The 17766-nt window shown below is 73.0% G+C and carries 14 protein-coding genes; 8 read left to right on the top strand and 6 right to left on the bottom strand.

What is annotated here, in order from left to right:
- Nucleotides 1-28: 28 nt before the first annotated feature.
- Entirely contained in the window at nucleotides 29-3400 is a 3372-nt protein-coding gene (locus ACDF64_RS07490; protein WP_394554491.1) for a hypothetical protein, read from the top strand.
- Nucleotides 3401-3426: 26 nt separating this feature from the next.
- On the opposite strand, the gene ACDF64_RS07495 is transcribed toward ACDF64_RS07490, so the two are convergent.
- The gene (locus ACDF64_RS07495) at nucleotides 3427-4938 is read right to left on the bottom strand and encodes a helix-turn-helix domain-containing protein (RefSeq protein ID WP_394554493.1); all 1512 of its coding nucleotides are present in this window, start codon (nucleotides 4936-4938) and stop codon (nucleotides 3427-3429) included.
- A gap of 247 nt (nucleotides 4939-5185) precedes the next feature.
- On the opposite strand from ACDF64_RS07495, the gene ACDF64_RS07500 reads away from it, so the two are divergent.
- Both ACDF64_RS07500 and ACDF64_RS07505 read left to right on the top strand, forming a co-directional pair.
- Nucleotides 5186-6634 (top strand): anaerobic C4-dicarboxylate transporter family protein, encoded by a 1449-nt coding sequence (locus tag ACDF64_RS07500; RefSeq protein WP_394554495.1) that lies wholly within the window; start codon nucleotides 5186-5188, stop codon nucleotides 6632-6634.
- 106 nt (nucleotides 6635-6740) lie between these two features.
- Nucleotides 6741-8093 (top strand): M20/M25/M40 family metallo-hydrolase, encoded by a 1353-nt coding sequence (locus tag ACDF64_RS07505; protein ID WP_394554497.1) that lies wholly within the window; start codon nucleotides 6741-6743, stop codon nucleotides 8091-8093.
- Between the two features lie 114 nt (nucleotides 8094-8207).
- Here the strand turns inward: ACDF64_RS07505 and ACDF64_RS07510 are convergent, their stop codons facing one another.
- On the bottom strand, nucleotides 8208-8639 hold the full coding sequence (locus ACDF64_RS07510) for a winged helix-turn-helix transcriptional regulator (RefSeq protein ID WP_394554500.1): 432 nt from the start codon (nucleotides 8637-8639) through the stop codon (nucleotides 8208-8210).
- A gap of 214 nt (nucleotides 8640-8853) precedes the next feature.
- Between ACDF64_RS07510 and ACDF64_RS07515 the strand changes: the two genes are divergently transcribed.
- Nucleotides 8854-9714: an NAD-dependent epimerase/dehydratase family protein gene (locus ACDF64_RS07515; RefSeq protein WP_394554501.1), complete on the top strand. Its 861-nt coding sequence runs from the start codon at nucleotides 8854-8856 to the stop codon at nucleotides 9712-9714.
- 410 nt (nucleotides 9715-10124) lie between these two features.
- On the opposite strand, the gene ACDF64_RS07520 is transcribed toward ACDF64_RS07515, so the two are convergent.
- Nucleotides 10125-10559 (bottom strand): VOC family protein, encoded by a 435-nt coding sequence (locus ACDF64_RS07520; protein WP_394554503.1) that lies wholly within the window; start codon nucleotides 10557-10559, stop codon nucleotides 10125-10127.
- Nucleotides 10560-10687: 128 nt separating this feature from the next.
- Here ACDF64_RS07520 and ACDF64_RS07525 point away from each other — a divergent pair, with 128 nt between their 5' ends.
- Nucleotides 10688-11737 (top strand): helix-turn-helix transcriptional regulator, encoded by a 1050-nt coding sequence (locus ACDF64_RS07525; protein WP_394554506.1) that lies wholly within the window; start codon nucleotides 10688-10690, stop codon nucleotides 11735-11737.
- Nucleotides 11738-12059: 322 nt separating this feature from the next.
- Nucleotides 12060-12956, top strand: a complete 897-nt coding sequence (locus ACDF64_RS07530; protein WP_394554508.1) for a hypothetical protein — start codon at nucleotides 12060-12062, stop codon at nucleotides 12954-12956.
- A gap of 239 nt (nucleotides 12957-13195) precedes the next feature.
- Here ACDF64_RS07530 and ACDF64_RS07535 read toward each other — a convergent pair whose 3' ends face one another.
- Entirely contained in the window at nucleotides 13196-14689 is a 1494-nt protein-coding gene (locus ACDF64_RS07535) for a permease prefix domain 1-containing protein (protein ID WP_394554509.1), read from the bottom strand.
- A 1-nt stretch (nucleotide 14690) separates the two neighbouring features.
- A complete protein-coding gene (locus ACDF64_RS07540) occupies nucleotides 14691-15059 on the bottom strand; it encodes a PadR family transcriptional regulator (RefSeq protein WP_394554511.1) in 369 nt (122 codons plus the stop codon).
- 170 nt (nucleotides 15060-15229) lie between these two features.
- Here ACDF64_RS07540 and ACDF64_RS07545 point away from each other — a divergent pair, with 170 nt between their 5' ends.
- Nucleotides 15230-16060, top strand: a complete 831-nt coding sequence (locus tag ACDF64_RS07545) for an alpha/beta fold hydrolase (RefSeq protein ID WP_394554513.1) — start codon at nucleotides 15230-15232, stop codon at nucleotides 16058-16060.
- A gap of 35 nt (nucleotides 16061-16095) precedes the next feature.
- Here ACDF64_RS07545 and ACDF64_RS07550 read toward each other — a convergent pair whose 3' ends face one another.
- On the bottom strand, nucleotides 16096-17115 hold the full coding sequence (locus ACDF64_RS07550; protein WP_394554515.1) for a DUF389 domain-containing protein: 1020 nt from the start codon (nucleotides 17113-17115) through the stop codon (nucleotides 16096-16098).
- Between the two features lie 202 nt (nucleotides 17116-17317).
- Here ACDF64_RS07550 and ACDF64_RS07555 point away from each other — a divergent pair, with 202 nt between their 5' ends.
- The gene (locus tag ACDF64_RS07555) at nucleotides 17318-17752 is read left to right on the top strand and encodes a DUF1761 domain-containing protein (protein WP_394554517.1); all 435 of its coding nucleotides are present in this window, start codon (nucleotides 17318-17320) and stop codon (nucleotides 17750-17752) included.
- The last annotated feature ends 14 nt before the right edge of the window (nucleotides 17753-17766 follow it).

A 17766-nucleotide genomic window follows, 5' to 3' on the forward strand; every position in this document is an offset into this window, starting at 1 on the left:
GCGACCCGCGGATCACTACCATCGTGGCGTGATGGCGGGGGTCGCGGTTCCAGTTCCCGGTGCGTCCGAGCTGCTCGCCGCGTTCGACCGGGCGGCGATCGACGGACCGCAGGTCGTCGTGCTCCGCGGCGGGGTCGGCCGGGGCAAGACCTTCGCGGTCCAGCGGTTCTACGAGGAACTCGTCGTGCGCGGCGGTGGGGAATGGGCCGCCGGACTCGCGCCGGTCGGCGTGCCGACCTCGATGGACCGGCTGCTCGAACAACGGCGCCGCGTCGAACCGCCGCGCGGGCGGCTGGGCTACGGCACGCCGTGGCTCTGGACGGCCGCGCAGTGTGTGGTCGACATCCCCGGGCAGGACACGGCGGTGCTGCGGCTGCTCGACCAGCTCCAGCGGCTCCACGGCGACCTGGCTCGACCCGCACCCGAGCGGGTCGTCGGCATCCTGGGCCGGACGATCGCAGACCTGGCGGCGGACCTCGTGGGCCTCGGACTGTGGAAGACGCTCGCCGAGGGCGGGAAGGAGCTCGCCCAGGTCGTCGCGGAGGAGGTCGGCGGGCGCACCGCCCAGGCCGAGCGGCGCGAGCGTGCGCGCGCCGTGCGTCGTGCACTCGCCGGCCTCGGCGTCGCCGTGAGCGTGCCGCAGACCGGCCGGCCGCTCGTCGTGGTGCTCGACGACGCGCACCTCGCGTCGCCGCTCGCGCTCGAACTCCTGTCGGACGTGCTCATCGACGGCGCGGGCGACGCGGAGCCCGGCCGGTGGTTCCCGAGCGGAAGCGCGGCCCGTGCGCAGCCGATCCTCGTGGTGCTCGGAATCCGGGACACCGCCGCCGAGGCGCCGCGCGCGCAGGGCTCGCCGTTGCGCTCCTGGCTCGACGAGGTCTCGACCCGGACCGCGATCCCGGTGACCACCGTCGCGCTCCCCGCGGGGATGGCCCACGACGATGCGATCGCGGTCGCCCGACGGTTCCTGCTGGCGGCGCCCGAGTCCGACCTCGCCGCGATCGTCGCGCCGGCGCCCGCCGGCATCGTGAACCCGCTGCTGCTCTGGGAGCGGCTCACCGAGGCCCTCGGGTGGGTCGACGAGGCGAGCCGCGGCCGGATCGATGCGGTCTCCCACATCGACGCCGGAGCACTGCCGACCTCCCCGACGGACCCCGTGAAGCGGGCGTTCGAGGAACTTCCGCCGTCCGAGCGCCGGGTCCTCCTCGACCTGGCCGCCCTCGGGCTCTCGGCGCCATGGGCGGTCGTCGGGCGAGGGAACGATCCGGAGGTGGAGATCCCCGGGGCGATCGGCGCGGGGATCGTCCGCGCCCACCGGGTCGCCGGCCACCCCGTGCTGTCGCGGCTCGCGTTCGTCGACGACCTGCATGTGGCCTTCTTCGCGGGCGTCGTTCCGCCCGTCGCGTCGGGGCCGGTGACGACCGAGGAACGACTCGCGGAGCGCACGCTCGCGTGGCTCGGCCTCGTCGGCCGGGATCCCTTCGTCCCGGCGCAGGTCGTCAGCGCCGTCGGCGGCATCGCACTCGCCCTGGGGGAGGCGCTGGGCGAGCCGCTCGACCTCGCGATCGCGCCAGCCGGGGCGCCGCCGCGGAGACCGGAACTGCAGAACCGGATCGGGGCGCGGCTCCGCCGCGGCCTTCGAGGCTGGGACGGCGACCGGCTGCTCGCCGAGGCGACGGCGGTGGTCGGCACGCCGGACCGCGTCGGCGAGCGGGCCTGGCGGGAGTTCTTCGACGCTCCGCGCCTGCGCGAACTCCTCGCGACCGAGCCGGCGAGCCTCGTCGCGCGCGCCGCGGTGCTCTCGCGGCAGACCCTCCTCGAGCCCGAGTTCCTCGATGCGGCGATCGCCGCGTGCGCCATCGACGGCGCGCCCGCCCTTCGAGCCCTGATCGACGTCGCGGCGCTCCGGGACGACGTCGACGTCGAAGCGCTGGGCGCCGAGATCGTCCACGAGCACCCCGGACTCGAACGCTGGTGGTCGACGCTGACCGCGATGGAGGCGGGGAGGGCCGCGGTCGTGCGGCTCCTCGAGCACGACGCGCGTTCGGACGGCGAGCGGGAACTGCTGGCCGACGCGCTCGCGGGCCTGGGGCACGACGTCCGCGCGGCGGACGCGCTCCGCACGGCGGCCGCCGAGGATCCCATCGCCGCGGTTCGTGCTGCCGAGTTCCTCGAGCGCGCCGGACTCGGAGCCGATGCGCTCGCCCTGCTGGACGAGGTGCCGGACCAGGGCTACCAGTTCGCGGCGGCGCGAGCGGCGATGATGGGACGGCTCGACGACGTCGCCGGCGCGCGCACGGTGCTGGAGCCGTTCCTGTCGAGCCATCCGGATGCGCGCGCCAAGCTCTCGCAGATCCTCGCCCTCGCGCGGGACCACGCGGGCGCGCTCGACCTGCTCCGGTCCGATCCCTCGGGCGACCGGCGGCATCGGACGGCGCTCGCGAGCCTCGCATCGCGCGTGCCCGGGATCGACCGCGAACGACTTCGGGCCGAGGCCGAGCTGTTCTGGCGCGCGGGCGACTTCGATTCGGCACTGGCGACGCTGGAGACCGGCCTCGACGACTCCGGCGTCCTCTCGGCGTGGGCCGAGTACCGGGCCGCCGCGAGCGGACCCGCGGCGGCGCTCGCCGGGCTCCGCCCGCGATTGCACCTCGACGAGCGCCTCCTCGACACCTACCTGGAGCTGGCGGTGGAGTTGCCCCACCGCGAGGCGGCCGACCTGTTGTCCCGCCTGCCGGCCTCGCCGCGCACGGACGTCGCGCGTGCGCGGAACGCCTTCCGTCGCGGTGGGCGCGAGGCGCTGCGCCGGCGTGCGTCGATTCCGGAGCAGGTCCGGGGGATCGTCGAGGCGGACTGGTCGTGGGCGGCGCAGAAGCAGGTCGTGATCGGCCTGGAGCGCTCGGGGAACGCGCTCTTCGCGATCGAGCTCGCGTCGCAGTTCCGCGGCGACTACGAGGGCGAAGGAGTCCTGACGAGGCTGCTCGTCGACTACGGCCAGGCCAGGTCGGAGGGCGATCTCGGCAGGCCGAGGAATCGTGGCCGGGCGATCAGCCTCGCGCGCGCGCAGTGGCACCTGAAGGAGGGCGATCCGTCGGCGGCGGCGGATGCGCTCCGCGACTGCATCCACCAGACGCCACAACTGCGGCGCATCGCCGACCTGCTCGAATGCGTGCACGAACCGTACGATGCGCTGCGTGCATTCCGGCTCTGCGGCCAGCTGGGCATGCACTCGCTCGGCTACTCGGCGCTCATGGCCTCCACGCGGAGCTCGCCGACCATCATCCGGGCGAGCCAGTTCCGCTACGGCGTCTCGGGTGAGCAGCGGCGCGCGTTCACGCGGCTGCGGACGAGGGCGGCGGTCCGCGAGCACTACCTCGCCAGGGACGACGACGCCGCCTGACGACGCCGCCTGGCCACGTCCTCCGACTACGACGCCTGCGGCGCGTGCGCCTCGAGGAACTCGTACACCTCGGTCTCGTCGACGCCGGGGAACGTGCCCGTCGGCAGCGCCGCGAGCAGGCTCGTCGGGGTGCGCGCGGCCGGCCACGAGGCATCCGCCCATCGCTCGGCCAGGCCCGCTGGCGCCTGGCAGCACGCCGGGTCGGGGCATCGCGACACCGCCCGATGCGGTGTCTCGCGGCCGCGGAACCACTTCACGTGCTCGAAGGGCACGCCCACCGACACCGAGTACTCGCCCTCCTTGGCCTTCTCGATGCGCGACGTGCACCAGAACGTGCCGGACGGCGTGTCGGTGTACTGGTACCAGGGGCTGAAGCGGTCCTCGACGTCGAAGACCGTGCGCGCGGTCCAGTTGCGGCACATGGTCGTGCCCTCGATCGCGCCGAGCGCGTCCGACGGGAACCGCACGCGGTCGTTCTCGTACGCCTTGATGATCGTGCCCGACTCGTGCACCTTCGTGAAGTGCACCGGGATCCCGAGCCTGGCGGTCGCGAGGTTCGTGAACCGGTGCGCGGCGGTCTCGTAGGACACGGCGAACGCGTCGCGGAGGTCCTCCATCGAGATGCGGCGCAGGTTCTTCGCCTCCGTCAGGAACCGCACGGCGTCGCGCTCGGGAAGCAGGATCGCGGCCGTGAGGTAGTTCGTCTCGATCCGCTGGCGCAGGAACTCGCCGTAGCTCGCGGGCTCCTCGTGGCCGAGCGCGTGCGAGGCGAGCGCCTGCAGGATCGGCGATCGCGAGTCGCGCGAGGGCGACTGCTGCGTCGGCAGGTACACGCGGCCGTGGCGCTTGTCGGTGACCGATCGGGTCGAGTGCGGCAGGTCGCCGACGTAGTGCAGCGTGAAGCCGAGGTGGCTCGCGAGGTCGGCCACGAGTTGGTGCGACACCGGCCCGCCGGTGTGGCCGACCGCGTCGAGGAGCTCGGCGGCCTGGGCCTCGAGCTCGGGGGAGAAGTTGTCGCGCGCGCGCATCTCGGCGCGAAGCTGCGCGTTCGCACGCCGCGCCTCCTCGGGCGTGGCCGCGCGCTCGCGGTGCAGGCGCGTGATCTCGTCGTGGAGCGACAGGATCGTCTGCAGGGTCTGGTCGTTCATCGTCTTCGCGACGCGGAACGACGCGAGCCCGAGCGCCTCGAACACCGGCCCGCGCATCGCGCGCTCGACGGCGATCTCGAGGGCCGCGCGCTCGGACGGGGCATCCGGACGCAGCAGCTCGTCGGCGCTGGTGCCGAGCGCGAGCGCGATCGTGCGGAGCATCGAGAGCCGCGGCTCGCGCTTGCCGTTCTCGATCGCGCTCACCTGCGAGGGCGCACGGTCGATCGCGGCGGCCAGTTCGCCGAGGGTGAGGCCCCGCGCGGTGCGGCGGTCCCGGATCCGCCGGCCGAGCGTGAGCGCGTCGACCTCGGACCCGTCGGGCTCGGCGACCGCGGCCTCGGCGAGGGCGGTGGCGAGCGTGGCGGAACGGGCGCGACCGGCGGTGACCATGCCCCATGGTCACACGGCAGCATGGCGACGGCAAACGGAAGGATCGTCGGAGTTCTGCACGTTGGGACGGGTCGAGGGGCGAGGCGGCGTCACTGCACCCCGTCCCGAACGGAAAGGAAGTGGATGTTCCGCCGATGCGCGGGCGGACCGACTCACGCGTCCCGTGGGCGTGTTCGTTGCCCCGTGTCGCGGATCCGCAGTAGGTTCGCCCTGAACGACAACATGGTCGTATTCGAGGGGGGCTTCGATGGAATACGTGGTCGTCATCCTGCAGGCGGTCGTCGTCATCGGCGCGATCATCCTCGGCGTCCGCACCGGCGGCCTGGGCCTCGGCCTCTGGGGCGTCGTGGGGACGGCGATCCTGGTCTTCGCGTTCCAGCTGCCGCCCGGCGACATCCCGATCGACGCGTTCTTCATCATCATCGCGGTGATCACGGCGTCGTCGGCGATGCAGGCGGCCGGCGGCATCGACTACCTCGTCTCGATCGCCTCGAAGATCATCCAGGCGAACCCGAAGCGGCTCACCTACGTCGCGCCCATCGTCGCGTTCGTGTTCACGGTGCTCGCGGGCACGTCGAACATCTACTTCGCGCTCATCCCGATCATCTACGAGACGGCGTACCGGAACGGCCAGCGGCCCGAGCGGGCGCTCGCGTCGTCGACCGTCACCTCGGCGCTCGGCATCACCGCCAGCCCGGTGTCGGCCGCCATGGCCGCCTACCTCGTGCTCATGGACGGCACCGGCTACGGGCTGCCGCAGATCCTCGCCATCACCATCCCCGCATCGATCGTCGCGTGCCTCGCCACGTCGGTCGTGCAGCAGCGGATCGGCAAGGAGCTCGTCAAGGACCCGGTCTTCCGCAAGCGGGTCGAAGACCACGAGGTCGAGATCCCGGCCGAGCTCGAGGCGCAGTTCGCGGCCAGCGGGCTCGGCGCTGCGGCTGCCACCGAGGCGGGCGCCGGCTCGGCTGGTACCGATGCCCCGACGACGGTCGCCACCTCGGCGAAGCCCGCCAAGATCGAGCACCCGGTCCCGCCGGGCGGTGCGACGGCGGCCTGGATCTTCCTGTCGGGCACGTTCCTGATCGTCCTGTTCGGCCTGTTCTCGGGGCTGCGCCCGTCGTTCCCCGACGAGAACGGCGAGCTCGTGCCGGTCGGCATGTCCACCATCATCCAGATGGTCATGTTCACGGTCGCCCTCGCGATCATCCTGGTCCGCCGGGTGAAGCCGTCTGCCGTCGTCGAGCAGCCGCTCCTGCGCGCCGGGTTCGTCGCGGCCGTCGCGCTGTTCGGCATCGCGTGGATGGCCGACACCTTCATCGACGCGAACACCGAGACGATCATCGCCCCGCTCGGCGAACTGATCGAACAGCAGCCGATCTGGCTGGCGGTCGCGCTGTTCCTCGTCGCCGGCCTCACCACGAGCCAGTCGGCGACGACGAACACGCTGATCCCGATCGCGCTGGTCGCGGGACTCGCGCCGGGCGTGATCACGGCGATGTGGCCGTCGCTCGTCGGCGTCTGGCTGTTCCCCGCGAACGGCTCGCAGATCGCCGCCGTCGAGACCGACCTGACCGGGTCGACCAAGCTCACGCAGGTGCCGGTGTGGCACTCGTTCACGATCCCGATGCTCGTGTCGTGGGTCGCGGTGGTCGCGTCCGGCCTGCTCATGCAGCTCATCGTCCCGGCGGGCTGACGGGCGATCGGATGCCCCGGCCGGGGCATCCACCCAGGCGATGCGCGGCGCGTCGACCGGATGACCCGCCGCGTCGCAGTTCCAGGAATCCGTGGAAGGAGACGCCATGTCCGACGCCGATGCCCTCGCGAAGGCCGCCGCAGACCTGATGCCCGAGGTGATCGCGCACCTCGAGGAGCTGGTGCGCATCCCATCGGTCGCGTTCCCGGGGTTCGACCCCGAGCCCGTGCACCGGATGGGACAGGCCGTCGTCGACCTGTTCACCGCGGCGGGCGCGACCGACGTGGCCCTGCTCGACGTGCCCGACGGGTATCCGTGCGTGTTCGCCGACCTGCCGGGGCCCGAGGGGTCGCCGACGGTGCTGCTCTACGCGCACTACGACGTGCAGCCGGCCCCGAAGGAGCAGGGCTGGTCGAGCGAGCCGTTCGAGCCCGTGACCAAGGAGGACGGCCGCATCTACGGTCGCGGCGCCGCCGATGACAAGTCGGGCCTCGTCATGCACTACGGCACCCTGAAGCTGCTCGGGCCCGACCGGCCGTGCCGCATCAAGCTGCTCGTCGAGGGCGAGGAGGAGACGATCTCGCACCTCGAGGCGTTCGTCGAGGCGAACCCCGAGCGGTTCGCGGCCGATGCGTACGTGATCGGCGACATCGGCCCGCAGGAGGTCGGCAAGCCGGGCATCACGACCGCGCTGCGCGGCGACGTCGCCTGCACGGTGACGGTGCGGACGCTCGCGAACCCGGTGCACTCGGGACTCTTCGGCGGAGCTGCGCCCGATGCGCTGACGGCGCTGATCCGGATCCTCGACACGCTCCACGACGAGGACGGCAACACCTCGTTCCCGGGGGTCGAGGGCGTCGGCGGCACGTGGGTGGGCGCCGAGATGGACGAGCAGGTCTACCGCGACGGCTCGGCGATCCTGCCCGGCGTCGAGTTCCTCGGCACCGGCAGCCTGTCGGACCGCCTCTGGGCGAAGCCCTCGGTCACGGTGCTCGGCATGGACCTGCCGAACACGCAGGAGGCGTCGAACGTGCTGCTGCCCGAGGTGAAGGCGAAGCTCTCGATGCGCATCGTGCCGGGGTCGGACGGCGAGGGCCAGCTCGAGGCGCTCATGTCGCACCTGCGCTCGCAACGGCCGTGGAACGTCGAGGTCGAGGTCGAACGGGTGAAGGTCGGCCACGCGTTCGCGGTGGACGAGTCGCATCCGGCAGTCGTGGCGGCCGAGGAGGCGCTGTCGGCGGCGTACGGCGCGTCCGTGGAGTCCATCGGCAGCGGGGCATCCATTCCGCTCGTCGCGTCGCTGCAGAAGGTGTCGCCCGGCGCGGCGATCATTCTGTGGGGTGCGGAGGACACGGCGAAGGCGCGGATCCACGCGTCCGACGAGTCGGTCGATCCGAAGGAGATCGAGCGGATGATCGTCGCGCAGACGCTGTTCATCGAGAAGTTCGCGGGGAAGTAGGCGCGCGCTCGTCGCGTCGGCACCCGCGCCCGGCCGCGCGCGGACGCGAATCGTCGCCTCGAGCAGGGGGTTCCGACGATTCGCGTCCGTGCGGGACGCGGCGGGGGGTTGGGGTCAGTTCAGCGCGCGCCGCTCGCGCGCCGCGAGCATGTCGGGCACGTGGGCCTCGGCCCAGACCCGCATGGCCTGGATCGGCTCGAGCAGTGAGACGCCGAGCGGCGTGAGCGAGTACTCGACGCGCGGCGGTGCCTCGCTGAACTCATGGCGTTCGATGAGGCCGTCGCCCTCGAGCGCGCGGAGCGTCTCGGTGAGCACCTTCGGCGTCACGACGCCGACCTTCGCGCGCAGCTGCGTGAAGCGCAGGGTGCCGCCCGAGAGCGCGAGGATGACGAACATGCTCCAGCGTTCGCCGATGCGGCCGAACACGACGCGGCTCGGGCAGTCGGGGCTGAGCACGTCCTTCGCGGCGGCGTCGCACGGGCCGCCGAGCGGCGCGGCGTCGGGGGAGCGGTGACGCTCGATCTGGGCGGGGCTGGTGCTCGGCATGTCGCCTCCTCGTGGGGTGGTGCGGTCGGTGCCTGCGATCTCGATCGGTGCGGTGGTGCGTCGTCGGTGCGGTGCGGTGCGGTGCGGTGCGGTGCGGTGGTGCGGGTGGTCCAGTGCCGCGCGCGTTGCGTCGCGTGTCGCCGTGTGACGTCCCCGGTATCCCCGGGGGAAGTTCCGTTGAAGTAACCGGTATCCAATCCATACCGTGTTCGACATGAGGATTCTACTGACCGGGGGAACCGGATACATCGGATCGGCCGTGCTCGCTGAACTCGTCGCCGCAGGCCACGAGGTCGACGCCGTGGTGCGGAGCGGGGCATCCGCCGTCGCGGTCGCCGAACTCGGCGCACGCGCGATCGAGGGCGACCTGTCGGATGCCGCGTGGCTCGCGTCGGCGCTCGCCGACGTCGACGCCGCGGTGCACGCGGCCGCGCCCGAGTCGGGCGCCGACGCGCTGAACGCGACCGTGGTCGACGCCGCGATCGCCGCGTTCGCCGGCACCGGCAAGCGGTTCGTGCTCACGAGCGGCGTGTGGGAGTTCGGCGCCGGCGACGACCTCGACGAGGACTCGCCGCTCGACCCGCCCGCGCTCGTCGCGTGGCGCGTGCCGATCGAGGAGCGGCTGCTCGCATCCGGCGTCTCGGCGACCGTGCTCGCGCCCGCCGTCGTGTACGGCCGCGACCGCGGGATCCTGAACATCATCACCGACCCGCCGCGCACCGCGTCGGGCGCGCTGACGCTCGTCGGCGACGGCTCGCAGCGCTGGACCTGGGTGCACGTCGACGACCTCGCCCGCCTCTACCGGATCGTGCTCGAGCACCCGGTCGCGCTCGGCCGGGTCCTCGCGGTCGACGGCTCCTCGCCGACCGTTCGCGAGGTCGTCGAAGCCGCCGCCGGCACCGCCGGGGTCGCCGCGGAGACGGTCGAGGCGGCGCGCGCCCGGTTCGGCGAGGCGTTCGCCGACGCGCTCCTCCTCGACCAGGCCGCGTCCGGCGCGAAGGCCCGATCCCTCGGCTGGGTGCCCGAGCACGCCTCGGTGCTCGACGAGGTCGAGCGCGAGGCATCCGCCGCCTGACGCGCGCCTGCGCCTGACGCGCGCCCGCCGCGCCCGCACCCCCGCGCCCGCCGCGCCCGCACCCCCGCGCCCGCCGCGCCCGCACCCCCGCGCCCGCCGCGCTCCAGCGCCCCAGCGCCCCAGGCAGTGCGGAACCGCATCGCACGGACCCGAATGGTCGCTTCCGCACTCTGGAAGCGACCATTCGCGTCCTCGCGCGAGGTGCCTGGGCGTGCGCGTGCGCGTGGGCGTGGGCGCCCGCGCCTGCCGCGCGCCAGCGCCCCAGGCAGTGCGGAACCGCGCCGCGCGGACCCGAATTGTCGCTTCCGCACGCTGGAAGCGACCATTCGCGTCCTCGCGCGAGGTGCCTGCGCGCGCGGCTGTGGGCGTGCGCGTGCGCGAGGGCGAGCGGGTGGGCCTCAGGGTGGGCCTCAGGCGGATGCCGCGCGCTCGCCGAGCCGCTCGAGGTAGTGCGCGTTCGTCATGATGCCGAGGACGTTCCCGAACGGGTCGACGACCGAGGCCGTGACGAATCCCGGTCCGTGTTCGGTGACCGGCAGCAGCGGCGTGGCGCCGAGCTCGAGCAGGCGCGCGAGCGAGCCCTCGAGGTCGTCGACGTGCCAGTGCATGATGGGCCCGGCCGGAGCGTCGGCCGCGCCGGTCGCGAGGGCGGGCGGCGCGAAGCGGCGGTCGATGAAGCCCAGTTCCTGCTCGTGGTCGCCGATCCGGAACTCGACGTAGGCCGTCCTGCCGTCCGGGCCGGTGCGGGTGAAGTACGGCTCGAAGCCGAGGACCTCGGCATACCAGGCGGCGGCTGCGGCCGGGTCCTCGACGTACGCGTTCACAGTGGCGATGCCTCGCAGCATTTCTGTCTCCCTCGGTCGGTCCCGGGTGTTCCCGGGTGCGATGTGCGGTGCTGGATTTCGGTGCTGGAACCATCATCGAACGCAGAAGTGCTCACCTTCTGACTACTTTTCCGAGGAGAATCGGGAACATGCGCGCCGACCGACTCGTGGCCACCCTGCTGCTCATGCAGGCGCGCGGTCGCGTGACCGCGGCCGAGATCGCGGAGGAGCTCGAGGTGTCGGTCGCGACGGCACGGCGCGACCTGCTCGCCCTGTCCGGTGCGGGTGTCCCGGTGTACCCGCAGCCCGGCCGCGGCGGCGGGTGGTCGCTGCTCGGCGAGGGGCGTACCGACCTGTCGGGATTCACGGCGTCGGAGGCCCGTGCGCTGTTCCTCCTCCTCGGGCCGCGGGCGGGCGAGTCATCCGATGCGCGCTCCGCGCTGCGGAAGGTGCTGCGCGCGCTCCCCGCGACGTTCCGCGAGGAGGCGCAGGCCGCGGCCGACGCCGTGGTCGTCGACCCCGGCCGGTGGGGCGCGTCGGCGGATGCGGGGCCCGGCGGACCGTCCAGGTCCGAGGGACTCGACGTGCTCGAGCGCGCCGTCGTCGAGCGACGCCATGTGCGGTTCGCGTATGCCGCATGGGGCCGCGAGCCTCGGCCGCGTCGCGTCGCGCCGCTCGGGCTGGTCGAGAAGGCGGGCGTGCGGTACCTGATCGCCCGGATCGCGCCGGACGTCGCCGATGGGGGCGAGCGGGGCGCGGGCGCGGACCGGCCGGGGCCGGCGGCGGGCGGGCGCCCCGACTCGGAGACGCGCACCTACCGCGTCGATCGGATGTCCCGCATCGAACCCGACGACGAGGTCTTCGAGCTGCCCGAGGGGTTCGACCTCGCTGCGGCGTGGGCCGAAGCATCCGCCGCGATCGAGGGCGTTCGCGCACAGGTCCGCGCCGAGGTGCTCGTCGACCCGGCCGCCGCCGACGAGTTCGCCGGGTGGACCGGTGCGCGCCGGCGCGGCCCGTCCGCGGGCGACGGCCGCATCCCGATGGAACTCGACGCGCCGGCCGAGTCGGTGCTGCTTCGTCGCCTCGCCGGCTGGGGCGACACCGCCGAGGTGACATCGCCCGCGACGCTCCGGGCCGACCTCGCGGCGCTCGGGTCCGAGCTCGCCCGTCGGCACGGCGCGCCGGCACCTGGCGGCTGACCCTCGCAGGGTGTCCCGCGCGGACTCGAATCGTCGTTTCGATGCGTGCATTCCGACGATTCGCGTCCGCGTCCGCGCTCGACCTCGCGCTCGCCGCCCCCGCAGCACTCACCCCCTCGCGCGCTCGCGCCCCTGAGAGTCCCGCGCGGACGCGAATCGTCGTTTCGATGCGTGCATTCCGACGATTCGCGTCCGCGCTCCCGCGGACCGCGCCCGAAGCGGCTGCGCGCGACCCGTCCGCGCGTGATTGTGGACGGAGTGATCAGCGCACAGGTCGGCGCCGGGCCGCCATCGACGGAACCGAGTTCGCGATGATGCGGGAATGCGCCGCCCCGGACAACTGCCAGCCCCGTTCGACCGCCGCGCCTTCGCCGTCGCGGAGGCCCGCGCTGTCGGCCTCACCGAACGGCGCATGCGCGCGAGGGACCTGGATGCGCCGTTCCACGGGGTCCGCGTGGCGACCGCCCCGACGAACCTGCTCGACCGGTGTCGCTCGTACGCCGTCGCGATGGATCCGCACAGTGCGTTCTCACACGCGACGGCCGCGACGCTCCATGGCATCCCGCTCCCATGGGCCGTCGAGCGCGACCCGCGCCTGCACGTCGTCTCATTGGTCGGGGGCCGAGCGGCTCGCGGTCGAGGCATCGCCGGGCACTCGACGACCGCCCGTCCCCTCGTGGCGCGGATCGGTGGGCTGCCGGTGCTGAGCGCGACCGATGCCTGGTGTTCACTCGGGACGATGCTCCAGCGCGACGATCTCATCGCCGCCGGCGACCGCCTGCTGGGGTTGCCAGACCCGCTCGCGACACCCGACGACATCGATCAGGCGATCGAACGGCATGGACGGCGACCGGGCGCGGGACGACTCCGTCTGGCGCGATCGGCGCTGCGGTCGGGCTCCTTCTCGCGCCGCGAGTCGCTCACGCGCCTGCGTCTTCTCGAAGCCGGCGTTCCCGAGCCGGAGCTCAACACCGTGATCGAGCTGCGCTCGGGTCGGATGACTCGCGGCGACCTCGTGTTCCGTGCGTATCGCGTGCTCGTCGAGTACGACGGCGAGCACCACCTCCTCGACGCGCGGCAGTGGGCCGTCGACGTGGCTCGACACAACGACCTCGTCGCCGACGGCTGGATCGTGATCAGGGTCACGAAGCAGTCGCCCTCAGCGGAGCTCGTCGCCAGGGTCGTGCGCGCCCTGAGCGACCGGGGTTGGCGACGCTGACCGGTCGCACCGCCTTCTGCCGCCACGTGCAGGATGCCCCGCGCCGGGCGCCACGGTCAGGATGCGTCGCGCAGGCCTCCCGAACCGCGGACGCGAATCGTCGCTTCGAGCGGCCCGAAGCGGCGATTCGCGTCCGCGCGACCGTTGGTCCACGTCTCCACGTCTCTACGTGCCCACGTGCCCACGTGACCGCGCCTCCGCGCGCCCGCGAGGTGCGCCGCGAGATCCCGCGCCTGTGCTCAGGCGAACCCGAACACCGGCGGGAACACCACCACGACGATCGCCGCCCAGCCCGCGTAGATCGGCAGGTAGCCGGTCTGCCAGCGCTCGAGCCGGTCGAACGGCACCCGGCCGCGGAGGAACGCGAGCTGCAGCCACGCCGACCACGCGAGGTTGGCCAGCAGGATCAGGTTCAGCCCGAGCGACGCGGTCTTGTTCGCGCTCCACCCGAACTCGCCCGTCCGCCCGACCATCGCGACGAGCACGAACAGGTCGACCGCGAGCGCCGCCACGAGCATGACGAGCTGGATCCGTTCGAACCAGCCGGGCCGCGCGAGCGGGTCGTGCGAGGAGTACGAGTACACGAGGAGCCCGAGCACGACGACGAGCACGAGGTCGAACGCGATGAGCAGTTCGCGCTCGGCGTCGACGACGTTCCACTGCAGCGCCGCGGCCACGATGAGTGCGAGCAGCATGAGCGTGAACAGCGGGGTGAACACCTTGGTGAGCACGGGGGCGATGTTCTCGATCACGCGCTGCTTGGCGTCGACGAGCCACGCTGCGACGAGCACGGCGCCCGGGATCGCGCACGGCAGCACCCACTGGTCGAAGAACCAGGCGACGTCCACGCCGATCGTCGAGAACACGCCGATCGTGAGCGCCGAGAGCGCACCGCCGACGAGCGCGATGAGCACGTAGTAGACGAGCCATTCGCCGCTGAAGCGCACGAAGTCCATGCGGTCGGCGCTCGCGCGCCATCGCCCGCCGACGTACGCGACGCCCGCGACGAGCCAGAGCGCGACGGCCGCGTGCACCGAGGCGAGCACCTCGGTCGCGGCGACGGAAGAGCCGAACGCGTAGAGGTCCGCGTCGGCGGTGGTGAACGGGTACAGGTTCAGCACGAGCGCGGCGACGGCGAACGCGCCGGCGATCGCCGCGAGCGCGCCGATCGGCGGGCGGTGCCGCCACGCGAACCACGCGACGAGGAACGGCAGCACGAGCAGCGCCGCGTTGCGGACGAGGAATGCCCCGTCGGCGCCGAGGAGGGCTGCCGATTTCACCGCGAGCCCGGCGCCGACGCCGAGCAGCAGCGCGACGCCGAGCCCGTTCGCGCGCCGGAGCAGCGGGACGGCGCGGGCACCGGCGGCTGCGCCGTCGCCGGATGCCCCGGTCACGGATGCCCCGAACCCGGACACCCCGAATCCGGATGCCCCGACCCCACCGGACGCGCCGAGCCCGTCTCCCTCGCCCGAGAGCACGAGCTGCTTCCAGAGCCGTTCGGAGTGCTCGCGGGCGTACTCCCGCGAGAGTTCGTCGACGCTGCCGAGCCGCTTCACGGCGACGAGGAACGCCTCGTCGTCGGCGAGCCCGCCGAGCGCGAGGTGCTCGACCTGGTCGCGCATGTGCCCTTCGAGTTCGTCGACGTCGGCCGTCGAGACGGCGTCGCGTCGTTCCATCCATTCGCGCCAGGACGCGATGAGCGCGTCGAGGTCGCCCGCGGGCTCGGCCGCCATGTCAGGCACCTCCCAGCGCGAAGCGCGCGCCCGGATCGCCGGGCCGGCCGTCCCAGACCTTCGCGAGCACGTCGCCGACGACCGTCCACTGTCGGCGCTGGTCGGCGAGGGTCGCGGCACCCGACGCGCTCAGCCGGTAGTGCTTGCGCGGGCGACCGGCGTCGGACTGACGCCACTCGCTCTCGACGTGCCCGAGCCGCTCGAGGCGGTGCAGGAGCGGGTACAGCATCCCGTCGCTCCACTGCAGTTCACCGCCCGAGAGCTCGGTGATCCGTTGCAGGATGGCGTACCCGTACGAGTCGCCCTCGGCGAGGATGCCGAGGACCACGGGCGTGGCGGCGGCCGCCACGAGGTCCTTGCCGATGCGCATGCGCTGCTCCCTGCTCCGGCATCCGCGTGGATGCCGCGTCGCGATCGAGTGGTCGAGATACCTCGTACTGCAAGGTATATAGAACCAAAGGATACCTCGTACTGCAAGGTATCCCGCAACCTGTTGAAACCGACCGAGGCCGAGGCGCGCGCTGCGCTAGCTTCGAGCGGGTGGAGACGTTCCCTACCGACGGCATCGACCTCGCGTTCCACCGACTCGGCACGGGCGGCGACGCCCCGCCCGCCATCGTCGTGCCCGGCGGCCCGTGCCGCGGCGTCGACTATCTCGAAGACCTCGCGGGCGTGGCATCCGCTCGCGACCTGGTCGTGCTGCACCCGCGCGGCACGCCCACGACCGGCGGCCGCTCGCGCGGCTGGTGGACGGATGCCGACGACCTCGTGGCGCTCGCCGACCACCTCGGCCTCGACCGTGTCGACGTCGTCGCCCACTCGGCGGGCACGCGGCTCGCGCTCGCGGCGGCGGCCCGGTACCCCGAGCGCGTCCGCAGCCTCGCGCTCGTGACGCCCGCCGCGGCCTGGCTCGTCGACGTCCAGCGCGACGGCGTCGAGATCGGGCGCGCCCGGCGCGACCCGGTGGTGGATGCCGCGCTCGAATCGCTCACCGGCCCCGAGCCGTGTGACCAGGTCGGGTTCGACGCCGCCCGGATCCTCGAGGGACCGGCCGGCTACGCGCAGTGGACTGCGCGCGAGCAGGTGCACTCGCTCGTCGGCGGGTGGGAGCTCGCGTCCATCGAGGCGTACTTCGCGGGCATCCCGGAGGACGCGCCCGACCGCGTGCTCGCCGCGCCGCGCGTCCCGACCCGCGTGATCGCGGGCGACGGCGACATCCTCGTCGGCGTCCGGACCGTCGAGGCGTACGCGGCCGAGCTCGACGCGGACCTGCGGATGCTCGCCGACTGCGGGCACTACCCGTGGGTCGAGCAGCCCGTCGCGTTCCGCCGTGAGCTCGCCGACTGGCTCGCGGGCGCCCCGTCGGACTGACCGGCGGTCACGCCCCGTCGGCGCCTGACCGGCGGTCACTCCCCGTCGGTCGAGCCGAGGTTCACGCGGTGCGACGGAATGAAGTCGACCTCGACCTTCGAGGCGTCGACGCCGATGCCGGTGATCGCGTCCTCGAGCGCGCCGAGGTCGGGGATCGGCTCCGGGCCGGTGACGCGGACCAGCACGCCGTCGTCGCCCTCCGTGACCGAGATCAGGTCCCAGCCGACGTCGTCGGCCCAGGCCTGCGCGACCCGCGCGACCTGGGCCTCGAGCACGGCGAGCGTGCTCGTGCGCACGCTCGTGAAGGTCAGCGGGATCGCGACGATCACGAGCATGGCGAAGATCGCGAGGTAGGAGTTCCGACGGTTCATCCGGACGACCGCCGGGCCCGTGGCCTGCTCGAGGCCCCAGCGCTGCACGCCGAAGAGCGACATGACCACGATGCCGGTGCCGAGGATCGCGGCGACGTTCGTCGCGAACAGCAGGAGCGCCCCGAGCGACTGGTCGAGCGCGCCGGATTCGGCGGTGATGCCGACGACCGTGAGCGGCGGCACGAGCGAGATCGCGATCGCCACGCCGGGCAGCGTGTCCGAGATGTCCTTGCGCACGAGCGCGATCGAGCCGACGACGCCCGTCGCGAGCGCGGCGAGCAGGTCGATGAGCTTCGGCGACACCCGGCCGGCGACCTGCGCATTGGTCGCCGCGGTCATCGGCCCGGCGACCAGGACGGCCACGAGGTATCCGATCGCGATCGCCGCCGCAGCGCCGGCGATCATCATGAGGAGCGAACGGCCCAGGTTCGACCGGTCGCCGAGGACCGTCGAGAGCATGGTGCCCTGGATCGGGATCATCATCGGCGCGACGATCATGGCGCCGATGACGGTCGCCGTCGAGTCCGCGGCGACGCCGGCCGCGGCGATGACCGACGACAGGATGAGCAGCATCCAGAACCGGGAGATCCGCTGCCCGCGGTCGGGGCCGTCGAACAGCACCGCATCGCGCATGTGCCCGATCGTGTTGAGCTCGCTGGACGGGGGAGTCGGGTCGCCGGTCATGGTCGCGCCTCCTCGGTCGGTCGCTGGCCAGAGCGTAGCGCCGGGCAGGATGCCTCGACGGGAGGCAGGTCGCGGGGCGCCGAGTCCGGGCGCGGGCGCCTCCGGCGCGCTGGCGCCCCCGCGCGCCGGCGCGGGAGTACGCTCGCGCCCAGCGGCACCGACCGCGCGTCCATCGAAGTGGACGGAGCGAGGAGGCGGAGAGATGGTCCCCGAGATCAACTACTGGGCGGTCCTGCTGGCGACGGCGTCGAGCATGGTCGTCGGCTCGATCTGGTACACGCCGCGCGTGTTCGGCACGCGGTGGTCGAAGCTCGCGAACGTCGACATGGATCGCCCGGGATCGAGCGCGACGATGGCGATCATCGTGACCCTGTTCGTCAGCTTCGTCACCGCGTGGGTGCTCGCCGGGGCGACGACCATCGCCTGGCACTTCTACGAGGACGGCGGGTACCTGTGGTCCGCCATCCTGACCGGGATCATCCTCTGGGCCGGATTCACGGCGGCGCGGTTCATCACGCACGACGCGTTCGAGGGGCGCCCGTCATCGCTCACCGTGCTCAACATCGCGCACGAACTCGTGACCGTCGTGGTCATGGCGATCATCATCGGCGTCTGGCCCCCGGAGGGCACGGTCTGAGGTCGTCCGCGCGC

This window comes from Agromyces sp. MMS24-JH15 (genome assembly GCF_043518605.1).
Taxonomy (GTDB): Bacteria; Actinomycetota; Actinomycetes; order Actinomycetales; family Microbacteriaceae; genus Agromyces.

Coding starts and splice junctions, on each gene's coding strand:
- ACDF64_RS07525 (WP_394554506.1), top strand. CDS start 10,688: ATGCGCGCCGACCGACTCGTGGCCACCCTGCTGCTCATGCAGGCGCGC.
- ACDF64_RS07500 (WP_394554495.1), top strand. CDS start 5,186: ATGGAATACGTGGTCGTCATCCTGCAGGCGGTCGTCGTCATCGGCGCG.
- ACDF64_RS07520 (WP_394554503.1), bottom strand. CDS start 10,559: ATGCTGCGAGGCATCGCCACTGTGAACGCGTACGTCGAGGACCCGGCC.
- ACDF64_RS07530 (WP_394554508.1), top strand. CDS start 12,060: ATGCGCCGCCCCGGACAACTGCCAGCCCCGTTCGACCGCCGCGCCTTC.
- ACDF64_RS07510 (WP_394554500.1), bottom strand. CDS start 8,639: ATGCCGAGCACCAGCCCCGCCCAGATCGAGCGTCACCGCTCCCCCGAC.
- ACDF64_RS07550 (WP_394554515.1), bottom strand. CDS start 17,115: ATGACCGGCGACCCGACTCCCCCGTCCAGCGAGCTCAACACGATCGGG.
- ACDF64_RS07505 (WP_394554497.1), top strand. CDS start 6,741: ATGTCCGACGCCGATGCCCTCGCGAAGGCCGCCGCAGACCTGATGCCC.
- ACDF64_RS07515 (WP_394554501.1), top strand. CDS start 8,854: ATGAGGATTCTACTGACCGGGGGAACCGGATACATCGGATCGGCCGTG.
- ACDF64_RS07535 (WP_394554509.1), bottom strand. CDS start 14,689: ATGGCGGCCGAGCCCGCGGGCGACCTCGACGCGCTCATCGCGTCCTGG.
- ACDF64_RS07555 (WP_394554517.1), top strand. CDS start 17,318: ATGGTCCCCGAGATCAACTACTGGGCGGTCCTGCTGGCGACGGCGTCG.
- ACDF64_RS07495 (WP_394554493.1), bottom strand. CDS start 4,938: ATGGTCACCGCCGGTCGCGCCCGTTCCGCCACGCTCGCCACCGCCCTC.
- ACDF64_RS07540 (WP_394554511.1), bottom strand. CDS start 15,059: ATGCGCATCGGCAAGGACCTCGTGGCGGCCGCCGCCACGCCCGTGGTC.